The organism is Rhodoferax sp. OV413 (assembly GCF_900104385.1).
GTDB lineage: Bacteria > Pseudomonadota > Gammaproteobacteria > Burkholderiales > Burkholderiaceae_C > Rhodoferax_B.
Genome location: NZ_FNJA01000004.1, coordinates 15,448 through 31,923, shown reverse-complemented (window position 1 = coordinate 31,923; position 16,476 = coordinate 15,448). Strand labels below are relative to the sequence as shown.

At 65.4% G+C, this 16,476-nt stretch carries 14 protein-coding genes and 1 pseudogene; 13 read left to right on the top strand and 2 right to left on the bottom strand.

The window, feature by feature from the left end; all coding sequences use genetic code 11:
• Position 1 precedes the first annotated feature (1 nt).
• From BLT66_RS14710 to BLT66_RS14680, 7 genes are all read left to right on the top strand, one after another.
• Positions 2-1,240 (top strand): thiolase family protein, encoded by a 1,239-nt coding sequence (locus tag BLT66_RS14710; RefSeq protein ID WP_092758487.1) that lies wholly within the window; start codon positions 2-4, stop codon positions 1,238-1,240.
• Positions 1,241-1,263: 23 nt separating this feature from the next.
• On the top strand, positions 1,264-2,838 hold the full coding sequence (locus BLT66_RS14705; RefSeq protein ID WP_092758486.1) for an acyl CoA:acetate/3-ketoacid CoA transferase: 1,575 nt from the start codon (positions 1,264-1,266) through the stop codon (positions 2,836-2,838).
• A gap of 103 nt (positions 2,839-2,941) precedes the next feature.
• Positions 2,942-3,364 (top strand): PPC domain-containing DNA-binding protein, encoded by a 423-nt coding sequence (locus BLT66_RS14700; protein ID WP_092758485.1) that lies wholly within the window; start codon positions 2,942-2,944, stop codon positions 3,362-3,364.
• Positions 3,365-3,504: 140 nt separating this feature from the next.
• Positions 3,505-4,626 (top strand): saccharopine dehydrogenase family protein, encoded by a 1,122-nt coding sequence (locus tag BLT66_RS14695; RefSeq protein ID WP_092758484.1) that lies wholly within the window; start codon positions 3,505-3,507, stop codon positions 4,624-4,626.
• Between the two features lie 16 nt (positions 4,627-4,642).
• A complete protein-coding gene (locus tag BLT66_RS14690; RefSeq protein ID WP_255406924.1) occupies positions 4,643-5,143 on the top strand; it encodes an SRPBCC family protein in 501 nt (166 codons plus the stop codon).
• Positions 5,140-5,511, top strand: coding sequence for a DoxX-like family protein (locus tag BLT66_RS14685; protein ID WP_092758482.1), 372 nt, complete (start codon positions 5,140-5,142; stop codon positions 5,509-5,511). Before BLT66_RS14690 ends, BLT66_RS14685 begins: the two co-directional genes overlap by 4 nt.
• Positions 5,508-5,984 (top strand): DUF2269 family protein, encoded by a 477-nt coding sequence (locus tag BLT66_RS14680; protein WP_092759146.1) that lies wholly within the window; start codon positions 5,508-5,510, stop codon positions 5,982-5,984. Before BLT66_RS14685 ends, BLT66_RS14680 begins: the two co-directional genes overlap by 4 nt.
• Positions 5,985-6,509: 525 nt before the next feature.
• Here BLT66_RS14680 and BLT66_RS27465 read toward each other — a convergent pair.
• Positions 6,510-7,406 (bottom strand): annotated as a pseudogene (locus BLT66_RS27465) (alpha/beta hydrolase); the annotation flags it as partial.
• 61 nt (positions 7,407-7,467) lie between these two features.
• Here BLT66_RS27465 and BLT66_RS14675 point away from each other — a divergent pair.
• Entirely contained in the window at positions 7,468-7,782 is a 315-nt protein-coding gene (locus tag BLT66_RS14675; protein ID WP_092758481.1) for a nucleotide pyrophosphohydrolase, read from the top strand.
• A 74-nt stretch (positions 7,783-7,856) separates the two neighbouring features.
• On the opposite strand, the gene BLT66_RS14670 is transcribed toward BLT66_RS14675, so the two are convergent.
• Complete coding sequence (locus tag BLT66_RS14670) at positions 7,857-9,671, bottom strand: sigma-54-dependent Fis family transcriptional regulator (RefSeq protein WP_092759144.1); 1,815 nt, start codon at positions 9,669-9,671, stop codon at positions 7,857-7,859.
• A gap of 255 nt (positions 9,672-9,926) precedes the next feature.
• Here BLT66_RS14670 and BLT66_RS14665 point away from each other — a divergent pair, with 255 nt between their 5' ends.
• The 5 genes from BLT66_RS14665 to BLT66_RS14645 all read left to right on the top strand — a co-directional run bounded on the left by BLT66_RS14665 (position 9,927) and on the right by BLT66_RS14645 (position 16,446).
• Positions 9,927-11,381 (top strand): benzaldehyde dehydrogenase, encoded by a 1,455-nt coding sequence (locus BLT66_RS14665; protein WP_092758480.1) that lies wholly within the window; start codon positions 9,927-9,929, stop codon positions 11,379-11,381.
• Between the two features lie 52 nt (positions 11,382-11,433).
• Entirely contained in the window at positions 11,434-12,201 is a 768-nt protein-coding gene (locus BLT66_RS14660) for a coniferyl-alcohol dehydrogenase (protein WP_092758479.1), read from the top strand.
• Between the two features lie 92 nt (positions 12,202-12,293).
• On the top strand, positions 12,294-13,976 hold the full coding sequence (locus BLT66_RS14655; RefSeq protein WP_092758478.1) for a DUF1302 domain-containing protein: 1,683 nt from the start codon (positions 12,294-12,296) through the stop codon (positions 13,974-13,976).
• Positions 13,977-14,008: 32 nt separating this feature from the next.
• On the top strand, positions 14,009-15,382 hold the full coding sequence (locus BLT66_RS14650) for a DUF1329 domain-containing protein (RefSeq protein WP_092758477.1): 1,374 nt from the start codon (positions 14,009-14,011) through the stop codon (positions 15,380-15,382).
• A complete protein-coding gene (locus BLT66_RS14645; RefSeq protein ID WP_092758476.1) occupies positions 15,382-16,446 on the top strand; it encodes a WD40/YVTN/BNR-like repeat-containing protein in 1,065 nt (354 codons plus the stop codon). The genes BLT66_RS14650 and BLT66_RS14645 overlap by 1 nt, the downstream gene beginning before the upstream one ends.
• The last annotated feature ends 30 nt before the right edge of the window (positions 16,447-16,476 follow it).

The following is a 16,476-nucleotide window of genomic DNA, read 5'->3' as shown; positions in this document are numbered from 1 at the left end:
CATGAAACACTTTTCCGCAAAACTGGACGCCTGGATCGTCGACGGCGTGCGCACCCCCCTGGTCGACTACTGCGGCCCGCTCGGCCATGTATCGCCCACCGACACCGGCATCAAGGTGGCCCGCGCCGTGCTGGAGCGCAGCGGCGTGCCAGCGGCGGATGTGGACTCGGTCATTACCGGCTCCATGGCCCAGGCCGACTTCGACGCCTTTGTGCTGCCGCGCCACATCGGCCTGTACGCGGGCGTGCCCATAGACGTGCCGGCCATCCTGGTGCAACGCATCTGTGGCACCGGCTTCGAGTTGTTCCGCCAGGCCGCCGACCAGATTGCCCTCGGCTATGCCAAGCTGGCGCTGGTGGTCGGCGCCGAGTCGATGACGCGCAACCCGATTGCTGCCTACACCCACCGCACCGGTTTCAAGCTGGGCGCGCCGGTCGAGTTCAAGGACTTCCTGGTCGAAGCGCTGAACGACACCGCCGGCCCGGTCACCATGATCCAGACAGCCGAGAACCTGGCCAAGAAATACGGCGTCACCCGTGCCGATGTGGACGCGTTTGCGGCTCTGTCGTTCGAGCGCGCGCTGAAGGCTCAGGCCGACGGCTTCCACGCCGGCGAGATCGTGCCCGTCGTCAGCGAGAAATTTGAGCTGGACGGCTACGCCACCCGCGGCATCCAGCTGCCGCGCAAAGTCGCCCAGCTGGACCACGACACCCATCCGCGCCCGTCGCCCATCGAAGCCCTGGCCGGTTTGCGCACCGTCTACCCTGGTGGCGTGCAAACCGCGGGCAATAGCTCGGCCCTGGTCGATGGCGCGGTCGGTTCGCTGGTCGCCAGCGATGCCTATGTGCGCAAGAACGGCCTGAAGCCTTTGGCCCGTCTGCGCGGCGCTGCTGCTGCCGGCGTGCCGCCCGAGCTGATGGGCATCGGCCCGGCACCCGCCATCCGCGCCTTGCTGGAGCGCTGCGGCCTGCAGCTGTCCGACATTGGCCTGTTTGAAATCAACGAAGCCCAGGGCGCGCAAACCATTGCGGTGGAACGCGAGCTCGGCCTGGACCGCGACAAGCTCAACGTCAACGGCGGCGCCATCGCCCTCGGCCACCCGCTGGCGGCAACCGGCGTGCGCCTGACCGTGACCCTGGCGCGCGAACTGCGCCGCCGTGGCCTGCGTTATGGCATCTCCAGCGCCTGCGTCGGTGGCGGCCAGGGCATGGCGCTGCTGATCGAAAACCCCGACGCTTAATCCCGAATTCCTGAAAGACCGACATGCAAATCATCACCGCTGCCCAAGCCGGCGCCCTCATCCAAGACGACGCCACCATCTTCCTCGGCGGCCTGGCCGTCACCAGCCTGCCCGAGGAAGTGCTGAAAGGCGTGGAGCAGACCTTTCTGGATACCGGCCACCCGCGCAACGTCACCACCTGGGCCTGCGGCGCCATCGGCAACAGCAAGGACGCGGGCATGGTGCACTTTGCACACCCCGGCATGATCAAGCGCACCGTGGCCGGCCACTTCGGCCAGACCGGCGCCGAGATGATGAAGATGGTGTTCGAAGGCCAGGTCGAGGCCTACAACTTCCCGCAGGGCAGCCTGTCGCACCTGACCCGCCACATCGCCAGCCGCAGCCCCGGCCTGCTGACCAAGGTCGGCCTGGGCACCTTTGTCGACCCGCGCATCGAAGGCGGCAAGCTCAACAGCAAGTCCACCGAAGACCTGGTGAAGCTGGTTGAATTCAACGGCGAAGAATGGCTGTTCTACCCCACGCCCAAGATCGACGTGGCCATCATCCGCGGCACCGTGGCCGATGAGAACGGCAACATCACGCTGGACAAGGAAGGCATGCTGCTGGAGCAGATCAACATCGCCCATGCGGCCAAGGCCTGCGGCGGCATCGTCATCGTGCAGGTCGAGCGCATCGTCAAGGCCGGCAGCCTACACCCCAAGGCGGTGAAGATCCCCGGCGTGTCGGTGGACTACGTGGTGCTCAGCAAGCCCGAGAACCACATGCAGACCATCGCCACCCAGTTCAATCCTGCCTTTTGCGGCGACGTGCGTGTGCCGGTCAATTCGCTGGAGCCGATGGCGCTGGACGAGCGCAAGGTCATCGCCCGCCGCACGGCCATGGAGCTGACCCCCGGCGCCATCACCAACCTCGGTATCGGCATCCCTGCCGGTGTGCCATCGGTGGCGGCCGAAGAGGGCGTGGCCGACCAGCTGACGCTGAGCATCGAGAGCGGCATTACCGGCGGCATCCCGGCGCAGCTGGGCGACTTCGGCGTGGCCTACAACGCCGACGCCATCATCGAACAGTCGCTGCAGTTCGACTTCTACGACGGCGGTGGCCTGGATGCCAGCTTCCTGGGCCTGGCCCAGGCCGACAACTGGGGCAATGTGAACGTCAGCAAGTTCAATGGCCGCCCGGTCGGCTGCGGCGGCTTCGTCAACATCACCCGCTCGACCAAGAAGCTGGTGTTCTGCGGCACCTTTACCGCCGGCGGCCTGGAAGTCAAAGTGGCAGACGGCCAACTGACCATCGTCAAGGAAGGCAAGTCGCGCAAGTTCATCGAGAAGGTCGAGCAGATCACCTTCAACGGCCACGACGCCGCGCTGCGCCAGCAGGAAGTGCTGTTCGTCACCGAACGCGCCGTGTTCCAGCTGACCACCGATGGCCTGGAGCTGACCGAAATCGCTCCCGGCGTGGACCTGGAGCGCGACGTGCTGGCCCACATGGGCTTCAAACCCATCATGAAGAACGTCAGGACCATGGATGCCGGACTGTTCAGCGCGCAGTGGGGTGGGCTGGCTAAGGCCATGGCGGCCAAGGCGGCGCATGTGAAGTAAGGTCTGCGGCGGCCCGGGTTTCGGGTAGGACTGTTGGCTATCAAAAATATAGCTGCTGGCGCAGGTAGTATCTGCGCCAGCGGCTTATTTTTTATAAATCACCATGCAAACCCTCCCTATCCGCCTGAGCCCCGGCCAAGACCTGCGCCAAGCCCTGGAAGACGCCGTGCGCAGCCAGAATTGCCGTGCCGCCTTTGTGCTCTCCGGCATCGGTAGCCTGTCCACCGCCGGCCTGCGCTTCGCCGGTGCCGATCAGCCGCAGCGTCTGGTGGGCGATACAGAAATTCTCAGCCTGTCGGGCTCCATAGCCTTCGACGGCCAGCGCAGCAGTTCGCACCTGCACATGGCGCTGTCCACCGCCACTGGTGCGGTGCTGGGCGGGCATGTGGCGGCGGGCTGCATCGTGCGGACCACGGCCGAGGTGTTGCTGGCCTTGCTGCCCGAGTGGGAGTTTGCGCGCGAGCCGGACGCGGCGACCGGCTATGACGAGCTGGTGGTACGGCGGCTCTCAGGCCATCAAAAATAATAGCTGCTGGTGCAGATTTCATCTGCGCTAGCGACTATTTATGCTTATAAAAACCGCGCGTAGTGCGGAGGCCGTGGCGCATTGATAATCGCCGACATGGACGGCTTATCTCCCCAACCCCTCAACAAGGATTTGCAGCGTTGAAAACTCTGGTACTCGGGGGTTATGGCAATTTTGGTGCGCGCATTTGCCTTGCCCTGGCGGGGGATGCATCCATCCAATTGCTGGTGGGTGGGCGTGATGTGCAGCGCGCCCGCGCTTTGGCTGGGGAGCTTGGCCATGGTGCCCAGGGTGTCGCCATTGACCACACAGCGGCAAATTTTGCACAGAGCTTGCGCCAGCTTGGCGTGGAGTTGCTGATCCACACCGCCGGGCCATTTCAGCAGCAAGACTATGCCGTGGCCCAAGCCGCGGCGGAGGCGGGCGCGCATTATCTGGACCTGGCCGATGGGCGCCGCTTTGTCTGTAACTTTTCTGCGGCGTTGCAGGCGCGGTTTCAGGCCGCCGGGCGCACGGCGGTGTCGGGGGCCAGCACGGTGCCGGCTTTGTCTTCTGCGGTGGTAGAGCATCTGTGCCAGCGCTGGCAGCGTATTGACGCGATAGACATTTGCATCGCCCCGGCCCAAACGGCACCCCGGGGCAAGGCCACGCTGGCGGGGGTGTTGAGCTATTGCGGCGAGCCGATTTCCGTATGGAACGGCGGGCAGTGGCGTTCGATGCGGGGCTGGGGCCAGCTGACGTCGGTGCAGTTCGCCCGCCTGCGCCCGCGCCTGGGGGCTTTGTGTGACATCCCGGATCTGGAGCTATTTCCAGCGCGTTACGGCGTGGCGCAGCGCGTGATGTTCCGTGCGGCGCTGGAGGTGGGCCTGGCCCAACGTGCATTTGCCGTGTTGGCTGCATTGCGCAGCCGGGGCCTGATCCCGCAGCCCGCCGTGCTGGCGGGTCTGCTGAGTCGGACCGCTACGGTGTTGGACTTCATGGGTACCGCGCTGGGTGGCATGGTGATGCGGGTGCAGGGGCTGGATGCGGCCGGGCAATCGACCCGCCGCGCCTGGCATATCGCAGCCGATAACGACCACGGCCCCGAAATCCCCTGCATGGCCGCCATCTTGCTGGCCCGGCGACTGGCCCGTGCCGAGCCGATGCCGGTAGGCGCCATGCCCTGCATGGGTTTGCTGAAGCTGGAAGAGTTCGCCCCCGAGTTCGCGCATTGGGGCATGGTGACGGAGATAGTCGAAGAGGGTGTTGCGCATGGTGCATAAAAAGCTGGAATTTCCCATGCCCGCCAGTGCGGACGTGGTGTTTGACGCGTTCCACTACCACCAGTGGCGCGCCCGCTGGGATTCTTTGGTGAGTGCGACCCACGTCGTGGGCGGTGCGCCGTGCCCCTACAAAGGCGCGGTCACGGAGAACGCCGGCGCGGGCATGCTGCGCAGCCTGTCCATGCGCACGCAGTTTGTTTCTTATGACCGACCGCATGTGGCCGCGGCGGCAATGGTGGGCCAGGCTTTTCCGTTCACGCAGTGGGCCGCTTCGATGCGGCACCGGGCCACGGGCTCGCAGGCGTCTGTGCTGGTCTACACCTACACATTCGAGGTGGGCCCTGCCGCGTTGCGCTGGCTGCTGGGCCCCCTGGTCGCACTGGTATTTGCCGGGCAGACACGCCGGCGCTTCACGCGTTTGCAAAACTTTCTGGAGCTGCATGCCGAAGAGGTGCGGCTGTGGCAGCAACGGGATACCGTGGCCCCTAACCATGGCGCGGGGGCAGGCGTGGCATGACGCTTTCATTGAAAGAATTCGTCGCATTGCGCTATAGCCTGGTCTTCGTCTGGTTGGCCACGGCATTGGCCAGTGTGTGGGAGCTGGATGGCCAAAGTTTGAGCCTGTTGACGGCTGCGGGCGTGCACAACCCGTTGCTGGCGCAGGCGCTGATTCTGGGCGGTGCCGGGGCCGACGTAGTGCTGGCCCTGGCCATGCTTATGAAGCCCGTACGCGCTACCTATTGGGCCGCGTTGGTCCTTATGCTGGGGATGACTTTGGTGGCCACGGTACTCGACCCGTCCTTGTGGCTGCACCCCCTGGGGCCGCTGACCAAGAACGTGCCGATAGCCGTCATTCTCTGGGTGTTGGCAAAGGCGCGTGCATGAGCTGGTACATGACTTTGAAGTGGTTACATGTGCTGTCCAGCGTGGTGCTGGTAGGTACCGGCTTTGGCTCGGCCTTTTATTTCTTCTTCATCAACCGCACGCGCAACCTGGCAGCGCAAGCCGAAGTGGTGAAGCTGGTGGTGCGGGCGGACTGGTGGTTCACCACACCCACGGTGGTGATCCAGCCGGCCACGGGTTTGCTGATGGCGCATCTGGCGGGCTGGCCTCTGGCTACGCCGTGGTTGGCCTGGTCGTTGGGCTTGTTTGTGTTGGCCGGCGTCTGCTGGCTGCCCGTGGTGTGGCTGCAAATCCAGATGGCGCGGCTCGCACAGCAGGCGGTGGACGAAGGGACTGTGCTGCCCGCGCTCTATTGGCGATACACCCGGTGGTGGGAGGCCTTGGGCTACCCGGCATTCCTTGCCATGGTGGGTGTTTTTTACTTGATGGTGGCGAAGCCGGCGGCTATTTTCTAGAAGCTCCGGGGTTTGTCTTTTGCCGGGTAGGGGATGGCCGGTATATGGCGCACCCACACTGCCCAGAAACTGCTGTATCTCCCCCACTATCCGGTCAAAGTAGGGGTTGAAGGTGAGCCGGCGCAAGGCGGTGTCGGCGGGGAAATTCTTGGGCAGGGCTTCGCCGTACTGCACGGCGGCGGTGGACTGGGTGCTGCAGGTGGCGGCGCGCATTTGCGGGGTGATGCAGGCGCAGAAGGCGGGGCTGGCATCCAGGGGCTGCACGGTGTAGCGCATGCACTGGGCGTAGGCGCCGCGGGGGCCGTAGTGGGGGTTGGCCGGGGCGATGGTGGTGGCGGTGTGGGCGATGTCGATGATGCTTTGCGCGGGCAGCACGGCGTCTACCACCGTGACCCGGGCATCCACCAGGGCGGCTTGGACGGCATCGTCGGTGCTGGCTTTGCCCTGTGGGGCGGCCAGCAGCATGCGGTTGCGCGGGTCGGTGCTGCGCAAGAAGGCCTGGATGCTGTCCTTGGCGTTGACCGTGGCGTCGTTGCGGCTGAGGGCCATGTACACCGGCACCGGGATCGGCGCCTGCTCCAGCAGGGTCTCCAGCGCGTTGTCCAGCCGCACCACCTGGTAGCCGGCGTTCAGCGGAAAGGATTCGTACTTGGCGAAGTCCTGGTCCAGATGCTGGCTGAGCCAGCGCTTGTAGCCGGTGATGTCGACCAGCCGGGCCAGGATGGCCGGCAGGGTGCTGAGTCGGGTGATGAAGCCTGTAGGCCGCACCACCGGCGACAGCAGCACCAGGCTGGCCAGCGGCACCTTCGGCTGCAGTTCCTGCTGGTGGTAGGCCCAGTAGATGCCCAGCGCGCCGCCGGTCGAATAACCGACCAGGTGCACCCGCGCGGCGGCACCGGCGAAGCTGCGCAGGCCGTAGCCGGTAGCTTCTACCCAGTCTTCGTAGCGCACGCGCAGCAGGTCGCCGGGGGTGGTGGCGTTGCCGGGCAGCAGCAGGCTGCGCACCAGCACGCAGCGGCCAGCAGCAATGGGCTGGCGCGACAGCACATCGCCCAGGTCGCGCACCAGGTAGGGCGAGTCGCTGAGGCCGTGGACCAGCAGGATGCCGTCGGTATTGCTGGCGTTGCAGTTCTGGCCTTGCAGCGGCCATTCACGCGGGCCGATGGCGCGGGCCAGGGGCTCGTCGGGCAGCGGCGAGCCAGGGGGCAGGGCGTAGTGGTAGCGGGCGATGCCGTCCTGCGCGTCCTGCAGGTAGCGGCTGAAGGGTTTGTCCTTGCCGTTGCCGTCCTTCCACGGGTGTAGCGGGGCGCCAGAGTGGGGCTGGAAGCGGTCGGCATACGGCGTCTGCGCCAGAGCGGGCGGGGCGGCCAGCAACAGGGCCGTGAAGGTGGCGAGCAGGGCTGGCCAGGGGTATCTGCACATCAAGGATTTCCTTTTATCCGTCGGCAAAGCAGGCGCCCGCCGATCCAGGCCAAAATTCTGCATGACCAACGATATCTCTTCCCTGACCCAGGCCTTGCGCGATTTTGCCGCTGCGCGCAACTGGGCTCCTTTCCATTCGCCCAAGAACCTGGCCTCGGCCCTGAGTGTGGAGGCGGCCGAGCTGCTCGAGCATTTTCAGTGGCTGACCGAGGAGCAGAGCCGCAATTTGGCGGCCGACCAGCGGGCCGAAGTCGGTGCCGAGGCGGCCGACGTGCTGCTGTACCTGCTGCAGCTCTGCGACCAGCTGGGCATCGATCTGCTGGAGGCTGCGCGGCTGAAGATGCTGGTGAATGCCAAGAAGTATCCGGCGGCTTGATTTGCTATTGAAAGCCTAGCTGCTTGCGCTGGTACTGCCTGCGCCAGAGGCACTTTTTTTATAAATTTACCAGTCTAGACCAGCTTGTGCTTCTTGGCCCGGTAGGCCAGCTTGGCGCGGCTGGTGTTCAGCAGCCGGGCGGCGGCCGACAGATTGCCTTGGGACGCGGCAATCGCCCGCTGCAGCATGGCCTGCTCGGTCTGTTCCAGCGACAGCGGCGACGGGCTGCTGCGGCTGGGCACCGCCACGGTGGCTGCGGCCTGGGCGGTGGTGGCGGCCAGGTTCAAGGTGTCGGAGCCTTCTTGCAGACGCAGCGTCATCACGTCGGGGCTCAGGGTTTCGCCGCTGGTGAACAGGTGGTGCACGTCGATCAGGCCACCCACGTCGGCCATGATGACGGCGCGCTCGACCAGGTTCTGCAGCTCGCGGATATTGCCGGGAAAGTCGTAGTTCAGCAGGGTGCGCACGGCGGCCTGCGAGTAGCCGCGGACATTGCAGGCGTGCTTGCGCCGGTAGTGGTTCAGGAAGTGGTTCATCAGCAGGGGGATGTCGTCGCGGCGCTCGCGCAGTGGCGGCAGGTGGATGGGGAACACATTGAGCCGGAAGAACAGGTCTTCGCGGAACTTGCCCTCGCGCACCGCCTGGCGCAGGGTTTCGTTGGTGGCGGCCACCACCCGCACATCCACCGGAATGCTGCGCGTGCCGCCCACGCGCTCGATCTCGCCTTCCTGCAGCGCGCGCAGCAGCTTGCCCTGGGCCACAAAGCTCAGCGTGCCGATTTCGTCGAGGAACAAGGTGCCGCCGCTGGCCCGCTCGAAGCGGCCGGGCCGCGACACGCTGGCCCCGGTGTAGGCGCCGCGCTCCACGCCAAACAGCTCGGATTCGATCAGGGTCTCGGGAATCGCTGCGCAGTTAACGGCGATGAAGGGCTGGCTTTTGCGCGGGCTGATTTTGTGCAGCATGCTGGCAAACTTTTCCTTGCCGACGCCGGACTCGCCGGTAAACAGCACGGTAGCCGAGGTGCGCGCCACCCGGCTCAGCTGGTGGCAGGCGGCATTGAAGGCCGACGAGGCACCGACCATGGCGTCACCCGCCGAGGCGCTGGCGCTCGGCAGCTCGGCCGCATCGGGCTCGGGGCGTGCGTAGGCGGCGGTGTCGACGAACTCGCGCGCGTTCAGGTAGCGCATGTCTTCCTCGATGTCGTCCCACTGGTCGGCCGACTTGCCGATGACCCGGCAATGCGCGTCGCCCATGGAGCGGCACTGGGTTTCGCGGAACACGATCAGCCGGCCGAACAGGGTGCTCACGTAGCCGGTCGCATAGCCGACCTGCATCCAGCAGGCGGGTGAGCCGCCGATGCCGTAGGCGGCGATGTGCTCGTCGTCCTCGCTGGAGTTGTGCCAGAGGAATTCGCCCTCGTAGCTGCCGGACTTGGCGTCGTAGACCACCTGCACCAGTTCGACCTTGACCACGCCCTCCAGCGCATGCAGGCGGGTGCCGGCGATGGCGGCGGCCGAGGGGTCGGCGTCCGGCCATTGCTTGCGCACCAGCTGGGCGTCGCGCGCGCCGCTGACGTAGCCGGCACGGGTGAACAGGCCTCGCGCCTGCTTGGTTCCAAGGCTGTCGACCATCTCGCGGCGCAGCGAGCCCAGGGCCTCGGTGTGCAGCAACACCATGCGCTGGTCCTGCAGCCAGATGCGGCCGTCGCCGGGCGAGAAGAACAGGCACTCGCTGATGTCGGCCACGTTGGGGTGGGCGTCGCCGCCGATATAGGTGCTGGCAAAGCCGCCCAGGGCCTTGCCGACGGCGGCGCTGTCGAAGTTGCCCATCACCGTGCCGGTGGCTCGGGCGACGTCGGCCAGGGAGATGCGGGTGGAGCTGCGCGCCATGCTGTTTTCCAATTTCATCAATTGCGTAAATTTGATTCAAATTTATAAGCAAATGGTGAAAAACCTAGCGAGGGATTTCCCTTTGTTGCGCTGCGGTAAAGCAGCCTAGGGTATGTCCCTAATTCTCCTGTGGAAGACGGCCTTTGGCGCAGGCCTTTCGGGTTGCGAATGGCACGGCTGGTCCGTGCATTGCAATAAATCAGTGTGCCACCGCAAAAGTGGCGAACTGATCAACCAATCGAAAGGACGTTACCCATGGGTGCAGCAGATGCGACAGCATGGTTTGATTTTGAAGGCCTGGCGCCTGCCAAGCTGGGCGGCGGCGTGCGCGACGTGGTCGAGCCGGCTACCGGCCAGGTGCTGTGCACGGTAGGCATTGCCAACGCGGCCGATGTGGCGGTGGCTACGGCCGCTGCCGCTGCCGCGCAAGCCAGCTGGGTGGCAGTGCCGCCGCGCGACAAGGCCGAGGTGTTCCGCCGGGCTGCAGCTTTGTTCCAGCAGCAGTTTGACGCCCTGGCCTTGTTTGCCGCCAGGGAGACCGGCGGCATCCTGGCCAAGGGCCAGCACGAGATCCGCGAAGCCGCGTTGATCTGCAACCTGGCCGCGGGCATGCCGCTGCAGTCGCAAGGCCATGTGCTGCCCAGCGCGGTGGGGCGTACCAGCCTGGCACGCCGTGTGCCGCATGGCGTGGTGGGCGTGATCTCGCCGTTCAACTTCCCGATGATCCTGACCATCCGCGCCGTGGCTCCCGCTTTGGCGGCGGGCAACGCGGTGGTCATCAAGCCCGACTCGCGTACCCCGGTGACGGGCGGACTGATGATCGCCCGGGTGTTTGCCGAAGCCGGCTTGCCTGCGGGCCTGTTGCACGTCCTGCCCGGCGATGCCGAAGCCGGCGAGGCGCTGGTGACCGACCCGCTGGTGCCGATGATTGCTTTTACCGGCTCGCCCGCCGTGGGCCGTCGCATCGGCGAGCTGGCCGGCCGGCATCTGAAGAAAGTGTCGCTGGAGCTGGGCGGCGCTAACTCGCTGATCATTCTGGACGACGCCGATCTGGACGTGGCTGCCAGCAATGCCGCCTGGGGCGCGTACTTCCACCAGGGCCAGATCTGCATGGCGGCAAACCGCATCCTGGTGCATGCCAGCATGGCCGCGGAACTGACCAAGCGCCTGGTGGCCAAGGCCACGCACCTGCCCGTTGGCAACGGCGCCACCGGCCAGGTTGCCCTGGGCCCGCTGATCGACGCCAAGCAGCGCGACCGCGTGCACGCCCTGGTGCAGGACAGCGTGGCGGCCGGCGCCAAGCTGGAAGCTGGCGGCCGCTTCGACGGCCTGTTCTACCAGCCCACGGTGCTGTCCGGCGTCAAGCCCGGCATGCGGGTGTTCGACGAAGAAACCTTTGGCCCGGTGGCCAATATCGTGACCTACCGCAGCGATGAAGAAGCGATTGCGCTGGCCAACAACAACACCGGCAGCCTGTCGTGCGCGGTGATCTCCAAGTCGCTGGGCCGGGCCATGGCCGTGGGCCAGCAGCTCAAGTGCGGCATGGTGCACATCAACGACCAGACCGTGAACGACGACTGCGTGAACCCCTTCGGCGGCCCCGGCATTGCCGGCAACGGCAGCAGCGTGGGCGGCCCCGCCGACTGGGAGGAATACACCCAGTGGCAGTGGATGACCCTGAAGGACCAGGCCCCCACGTACCCGTTCTGATTCTCACGACTTGCGCACTGCGTAAGTCCTATTTTTATTCCAGGAGACACCCATGAGCTTGCAAGGAAAAACCGTCGTTATCACCGGCACCTCGTCCGGCATCGGGGCCGAAGTCGCCCGGCTCGCCCGCTTCCAGGGCGCGCATGTCATCGGCATGGACCGCAACGACCCGACGCTGACCCTGGATGGTTTCGTCAAAGCCGACCTGGGCAGCGTGGCCGCTATCGACGCGGCCGTGGCCGAGCTGCCTGCGCGCATCGATGCGTTCTGCAACATCGCCGGTGTGCCTGGCACGGCCGATGGGGCCTTGGTGGCGCGGGTCAATTACCTGGGCCTGCGCCATCTGACCGAAGCCGTGCTGCCGCGCATGCCGCGTGGCAGCAGCATCGTCAACGTGGCCTCCATCTTGGGCGCCGAATGGCCGCTGCGGGTTGAGCTGCACAAACAGCTGGCGGCGGCCAAGGGCTTTGAAGCCGGCGCAGCCTGGCTGCGCGACCACCCCGTGCCGCAGGCCACCTGCTACCAGTATTTCAAAGAGGCCTTGATCGTCTGGAACGCCACCCAATCGCAGGAGTGGTTCCTGGGCAAAGGCGTGCGTATGAACTGCGTGGCGCCCGGTCCGGTGTTCACCCCGATCCTCGGCGATTTCGTGTCCATGCTCGGCGAAGAGCGGGTGCAGGCCGACGCCCACCGCATGCTGCGCCCGGCCTTTGCCGACGAGGTGGCCGCGGTGATTGCCTGGTTGTGCAGCGACGCTGCGCGCTGGGTCAGCGGCGTGAATATTCCGGTCGACGGCGGCCTGGCATCGACTTACCTGTGATTACTTGTGGTTTGGGGCGGTGGCCCCGGCGAGCGGGCGCTGGGGCCACCATTTTTTGAATTAGCGAAAAAACACTTAACGAGGAGACTTTAATGATAAAAAAAACCAACCCCTTCCAACGCAGCGCCTTGGCGCTGGCAGCGGGCATGCTGTGCGCGCTGTCGGCCCAGGCCTTTGAGCTGGACAGTGGCAACCCCGACACCAAGATCCGGCTGGACTTCACGCCCAAGTTCAGTACCGCTTACCGCATGAAAGACGCCTCGCCTGGGCTGATTTCCCCAGCCACCGACGGCGGCGTGGTGAACGAGAACGACGGCGACACCAACTTCCGCAAAAAGGGCATCGTCTCCACCCGCATGGATCTGTTGACCGAGTTCGACGTGACCCACGGCAACTACGGCCTGCGCATCAGCCATTCCGCCTGGTACGACTCCAAATACCTGGGCCATAGCAACAACGACGGCAGCAATGGCGTGAACAACTTTGCCAGCCAGCCCAGCAACGAATTCCTGCCGTTCACCCGCAGCCAGCATGGCCGCAACGACGAGTTCCTGGATGCGTTTGTGTTTGCCAAGGGCAACCTGGGCGAGATGCCGGCGTCCATCCGCGTCGGCAAGCACGCGCTGCAGTACGGCGAGAGCCTGTTCTTCGGCCAGAACGGCATTGCCAATGCCCAAGGGCCGGTGGACATTGCCAAGATTTCCTCGGTGCCCAACTGGCAATTCAAGGAAGTGCTGCTGCCGGTAGAGCAGATATCCGGCACGCTGCAGCTGACCGATGGCGTGACCCTGGGCGGCTACTACCAGCTCAAATGGCGGCCCAGCAAGCTGCCCGGCGTGGGCAGCTATTTCTCCAACCAGGACTACATCAACGGCGGCCGCGTCTACCTGGGGCCAGGCACGGTGCTGAACACCGACAACAGCAAGGACCAGACGCCGGGCAACAGCGGCCAGTTCGGTGCGCAGCTGCGCTGGTCGCCAGCCGGCAGCGCGTTTGAATACGGCTTCTACGCGGCCCGCTACAACGAGAAAACCCCGGCCGTGCCGGTCTTCGACTTGATCAACGGCAACGTCCACAAGGTGTATGCCGAGGGCATCAAGACCGTGGGCGCCAGCGTGACTTCGTCGGTGGGGCCGCTGAACTGGGCGCTGGAAGGTTCGCTGCGTGCCGATGCGCCTTTGGCCGGCGACCCGGCCGTGCTGCTGCCCGCGTTCCTGGGCGTAGGTGGGCCGGCGGCCGACTGCAGTGGCTCGCCGTCCAATCCCTGCTTTGCCATCGGCAAGACCGCGCACATCAATTTGTCGGGCATCTACGTGCTGACCAAGGGTCCGCTGTGGGATGGCGGCTCCATCGTCTCCGAGCTGGCCTGGAACCGCACCCTGAGCGTGACCAAGAACCCCAGCACCCGCGGCAATGGCGGACTGGACCCGAACACCACGCGCGACGCGGCGGCTTTTCGCATGATCTTCGAGCCGCAGTACTTCCAGGTGCTGCCGGGGCTGGACCTGTCGGTGCCGTTGGGCCTGGGCTACAACTTTGCCGGCCGCTCCTCGGCCATCATGAACTACGCCGGCGGCGCCAGCAAAGCCGGCGACTACACCGTGGGCGTGAAGGCTAAGTACCGCGACTGGAATCTGGGCCTGAGCTACACGGCTTTCTTCGGCAGCCAGAACACCTTCACCGTGGTCGACCCCGCCGGTTCGCGCATGTTGTCCTACGGCCAGACCATGAAGGACCGCAACTACCTGGCGCTGAACATTTCCCGCACTTTCTAAAACGTCCTTCCAACGCACTTTCGAGACACACCATGACCCAGTTCGCACACAACACCTTGCTGGCCGCTGCCTTGCTGGCCGCTGCCTTGCTGGCCGCCGCCATGGGCGCCCAGGCCGCCGTCAGCGCCGACGAAGCCGCCAAGCTGAAGACCACGCTGACCCCCGTGGGCGCAGAAAAAGCCGGTAACAAGGACGGCACGATTCCCGCCTGGGACGGCGGCCTGACCAAGGCCACGCCCGGCTACAAGAACGGCGATGCCCGGCCCGACCTGTTCCCCGGTGAGAAGCCCACGCTGTCCATCAACGCCAAGAACATGGCGCAGTACGCCGACAAGCTGAGCGACGGCGTGCAGGCCTTGATGAAGAAGTACCCCGACTTCCGCATCGACGTCTACCCCACGCACCGCACGGCGGCAGCGCCACAGGCGGTGTATGACAACACGTTCAAGAACGCCACCCGCGCCAAGACCATAGAAGGCGGCTACGGCATGGAAGGCGCATTCGGCGGTGTGCCGTTCCCTATCCCCAAGGACGGCTATGAAGCCATCTGGAACCAGCGCACGGCCTGGCGTGGCGGCAACTACACCATGCCGGCCCAGGTTTTTGTGGTCACAGCCGACGGCCGGCGCGCGTTGGCTTCGGGCGGCATCCAAACCATCCGCCAGTCGTTTTACGACAAGGACGGCAGCCTGGAAAAGTTTGACGGCTACTACCAGCTCGGCAAGTTCGTCGCCAATGCGCCTGGCTCCAAGGCCGGTGAAGCCATCTTGGCGCTGGACGGTGTCTCCGACGCCGCGCCGCGTGGCCTGTGGCAGTACCTGGTCGGCCAGCGCCGCGTGCGCAAGGCGCCTTCGGTGGCCTATGACACGCCCGACTCGGTGACCTCCGGCATCGGCCTGTTCGACGAAGCCTTCACCCTGTTTGGCCCCATCGACAAACACGAGCTGAAGCTGGTGGGCAAGAAGGAGATGTACATCCCCTACAACAACAACCGCGCTGCGACGGTCAAGGTCGAAGAGCTGGTGACGCCCAATACGCTGAACCCCGCCCATGTACGTTGGGAGCTGCACCGCGTCTGGGAAGTGGAGGCCACGCTGGCCGCTGGCAAACGCCATGTGGTGCCCAAGCGCAAGTACTACATCGACGAAGACAGTTGGCAAACCGTGCTGTTCGACGGCTGGGATGCCAAGGGCCAACTCTGGCGCACCAACTATGCCTTGATGCTGACGGCGCCCGACATTCCTGCGGTGAACAACTCGGTGTTCTGGGGCGGCTATGACATGCAGAACAGCTCTTACTACCTGAACATGGCATCCAACGAAATGCCCAAGCAGATCGAAATCCTGCCACCGATTCCGCGCAATTTCTTCAGCGCCGAATCCCTGTCCAGCGAAGGTGCGCGCTGATGCGTGGACTCGCACAAGCAGGCATTGCGCGGCGGACGGCTGTGCTCGGGCTGCTGGGGCTGGCGGCAGGTACGGGCTGGTCGGCCACGCTGCCGGCCGTGCTGTCGCAACCGGCCTTGCAGACGCCCAAGGCCTTGGGCGCGGCCACGCTGGCCGTGACCCGCGCCGGCCCGCGCCTGGTGGCCGTGGGCGAGCGCGGCACCGTGCTGCTGTCGGACGACCACGGCGTCAGCTGGAAGCAGGCGGCGGTGCCGGTGCAGGCCACGCTGACCTGCGTGCGCTTTGTGGATGAAAAAACCGGCTGGGCCGCAGGCCATCTGGGCGTGGTCTTGCGCAGCGACGACGGCGGCGCCAGCTGGCACAAGCAGATGGATGGCCTGCAGGCCGCAGCGCTGGTGCTGCAGGCTGCGCAAAGCGCGGGCGACACCAAAGCCATCGCCAATGCCCAGCGCCTGGTAGAAGAGGGCGCAGACAAACCTTTCTTCGACCTGGAGTTCATCGACAGCCAGCGCGGCTTTGCCGTGGGCGCTTACGGCCTGATGCTGGCCACCGTGGACGGCGGCCGGCATTGGACAGCGGTGGCGTTGCCCAACCCCAAGGCCTTGCATTTGTATGGCTTGCGTGCCCGCGGTGACACCTTGCTGCTGGCGGGTGAGCAGGGCTTGCTGCTGCGCTCCACCGATGGCGGCGCCAGCTTCGGCGCGCTGGAGTCGCCTTACAAGGGCAGCTTCTTTGGCCTGTTGCACAGCAAGGGCGATGCCTGGGTGGCCTACGGTCTGCGCGGTTCGGCCTACCGGTCCACCGATGCAGGCGCGAAATGGCACAAGCTCGATACCGGTTTGCCCATGGCGGTCGGCTCGGGCGTGGCCTTGCCCGACGGCGGTTTTGTGCTGATGGGCCAGGCCGGCGATGTGCTCTTGGGGCGCGACGACGCTTCTGTGCTGCAACGCATGCCGACCCGCGAGCCGGTTCCGGTATCGGGCGTGGCCCTGGCCGCCGACGGCAGCCTGGTGCTGTCCAGCCTGCGCGGCATGCGCAGATTACCCGCCCTGTCTGTTAACTGAGAAAGAGAAGCCGCCTGTTGCGGACACACA

Bases quoted from the DNA above. Each gene is read 5' to 3' on its own strand.
- BLT66_RS14710 (WP_092758487.1), top strand. From the start codon at position 2: ATGAAACACTTTTCCGCAAAACTGGACGCCTGGATCGTCGACGGCGTG.
- BLT66_RS14705 (WP_092758486.1), top strand. From the start codon at position 1,264: ATGCAAATCATCACCGCTGCCCAAGCCGGCGCCCTCATCCAAGACGAC.
- BLT66_RS14700 (WP_092758485.1), top strand. From the start codon at position 2,942: ATGCAAACCCTCCCTATCCGCCTGAGCCCCGGCCAAGACCTGCGCCAA.
- BLT66_RS14690 (WP_255406924.1), top strand. From the start codon at position 4,643: ATGCCCGCCAGTGCGGACGTGGTGTTTGACGCGTTCCACTACCACCAG.
- BLT66_RS14685 (WP_092758482.1), top strand. From the start codon at position 5,140: ATGACGCTTTCATTGAAAGAATTCGTCGCATTGCGCTATAGCCTGGTC.
- BLT66_RS14680 (WP_092759146.1), top strand. From the start codon at position 5,508: ATGAGCTGGTACATGACTTTGAAGTGGTTACATGTGCTGTCCAGCGTG.
- BLT66_RS14675 (WP_092758481.1), top strand. From the start codon at position 7,468: ATGACCAACGATATCTCTTCCCTGACCCAGGCCTTGCGCGATTTTGCC.
- BLT66_RS14670 (WP_092759144.1), bottom strand. From the start codon at position 9,671: ATGGCGCGCAGCTCCACCCGCATCTCCCTGGCCGACGTCGCCCGAGCC.
- BLT66_RS14665 (WP_092758480.1), top strand. From the start codon at position 9,927: ATGGGTGCAGCAGATGCGACAGCATGGTTTGATTTTGAAGGCCTGGCG.
- BLT66_RS14660 (WP_092758479.1), top strand. From the start codon at position 11,434: ATGAGCTTGCAAGGAAAAACCGTCGTTATCACCGGCACCTCGTCCGGC.
- BLT66_RS14655 (WP_092758478.1), top strand. From the start codon at position 12,294: ATGATAAAAAAAACCAACCCCTTCCAACGCAGCGCCTTGGCGCTGGCA.
- BLT66_RS14650 (WP_092758477.1), top strand. From the start codon at position 14,009: ATGACCCAGTTCGCACACAACACCTTGCTGGCCGCTGCCTTGCTGGCC.
- BLT66_RS14645 (WP_092758476.1), top strand. From the start codon at position 15,382: ATGCGTGGACTCGCACAAGCAGGCATTGCGCGGCGGACGGCTGTGCTC.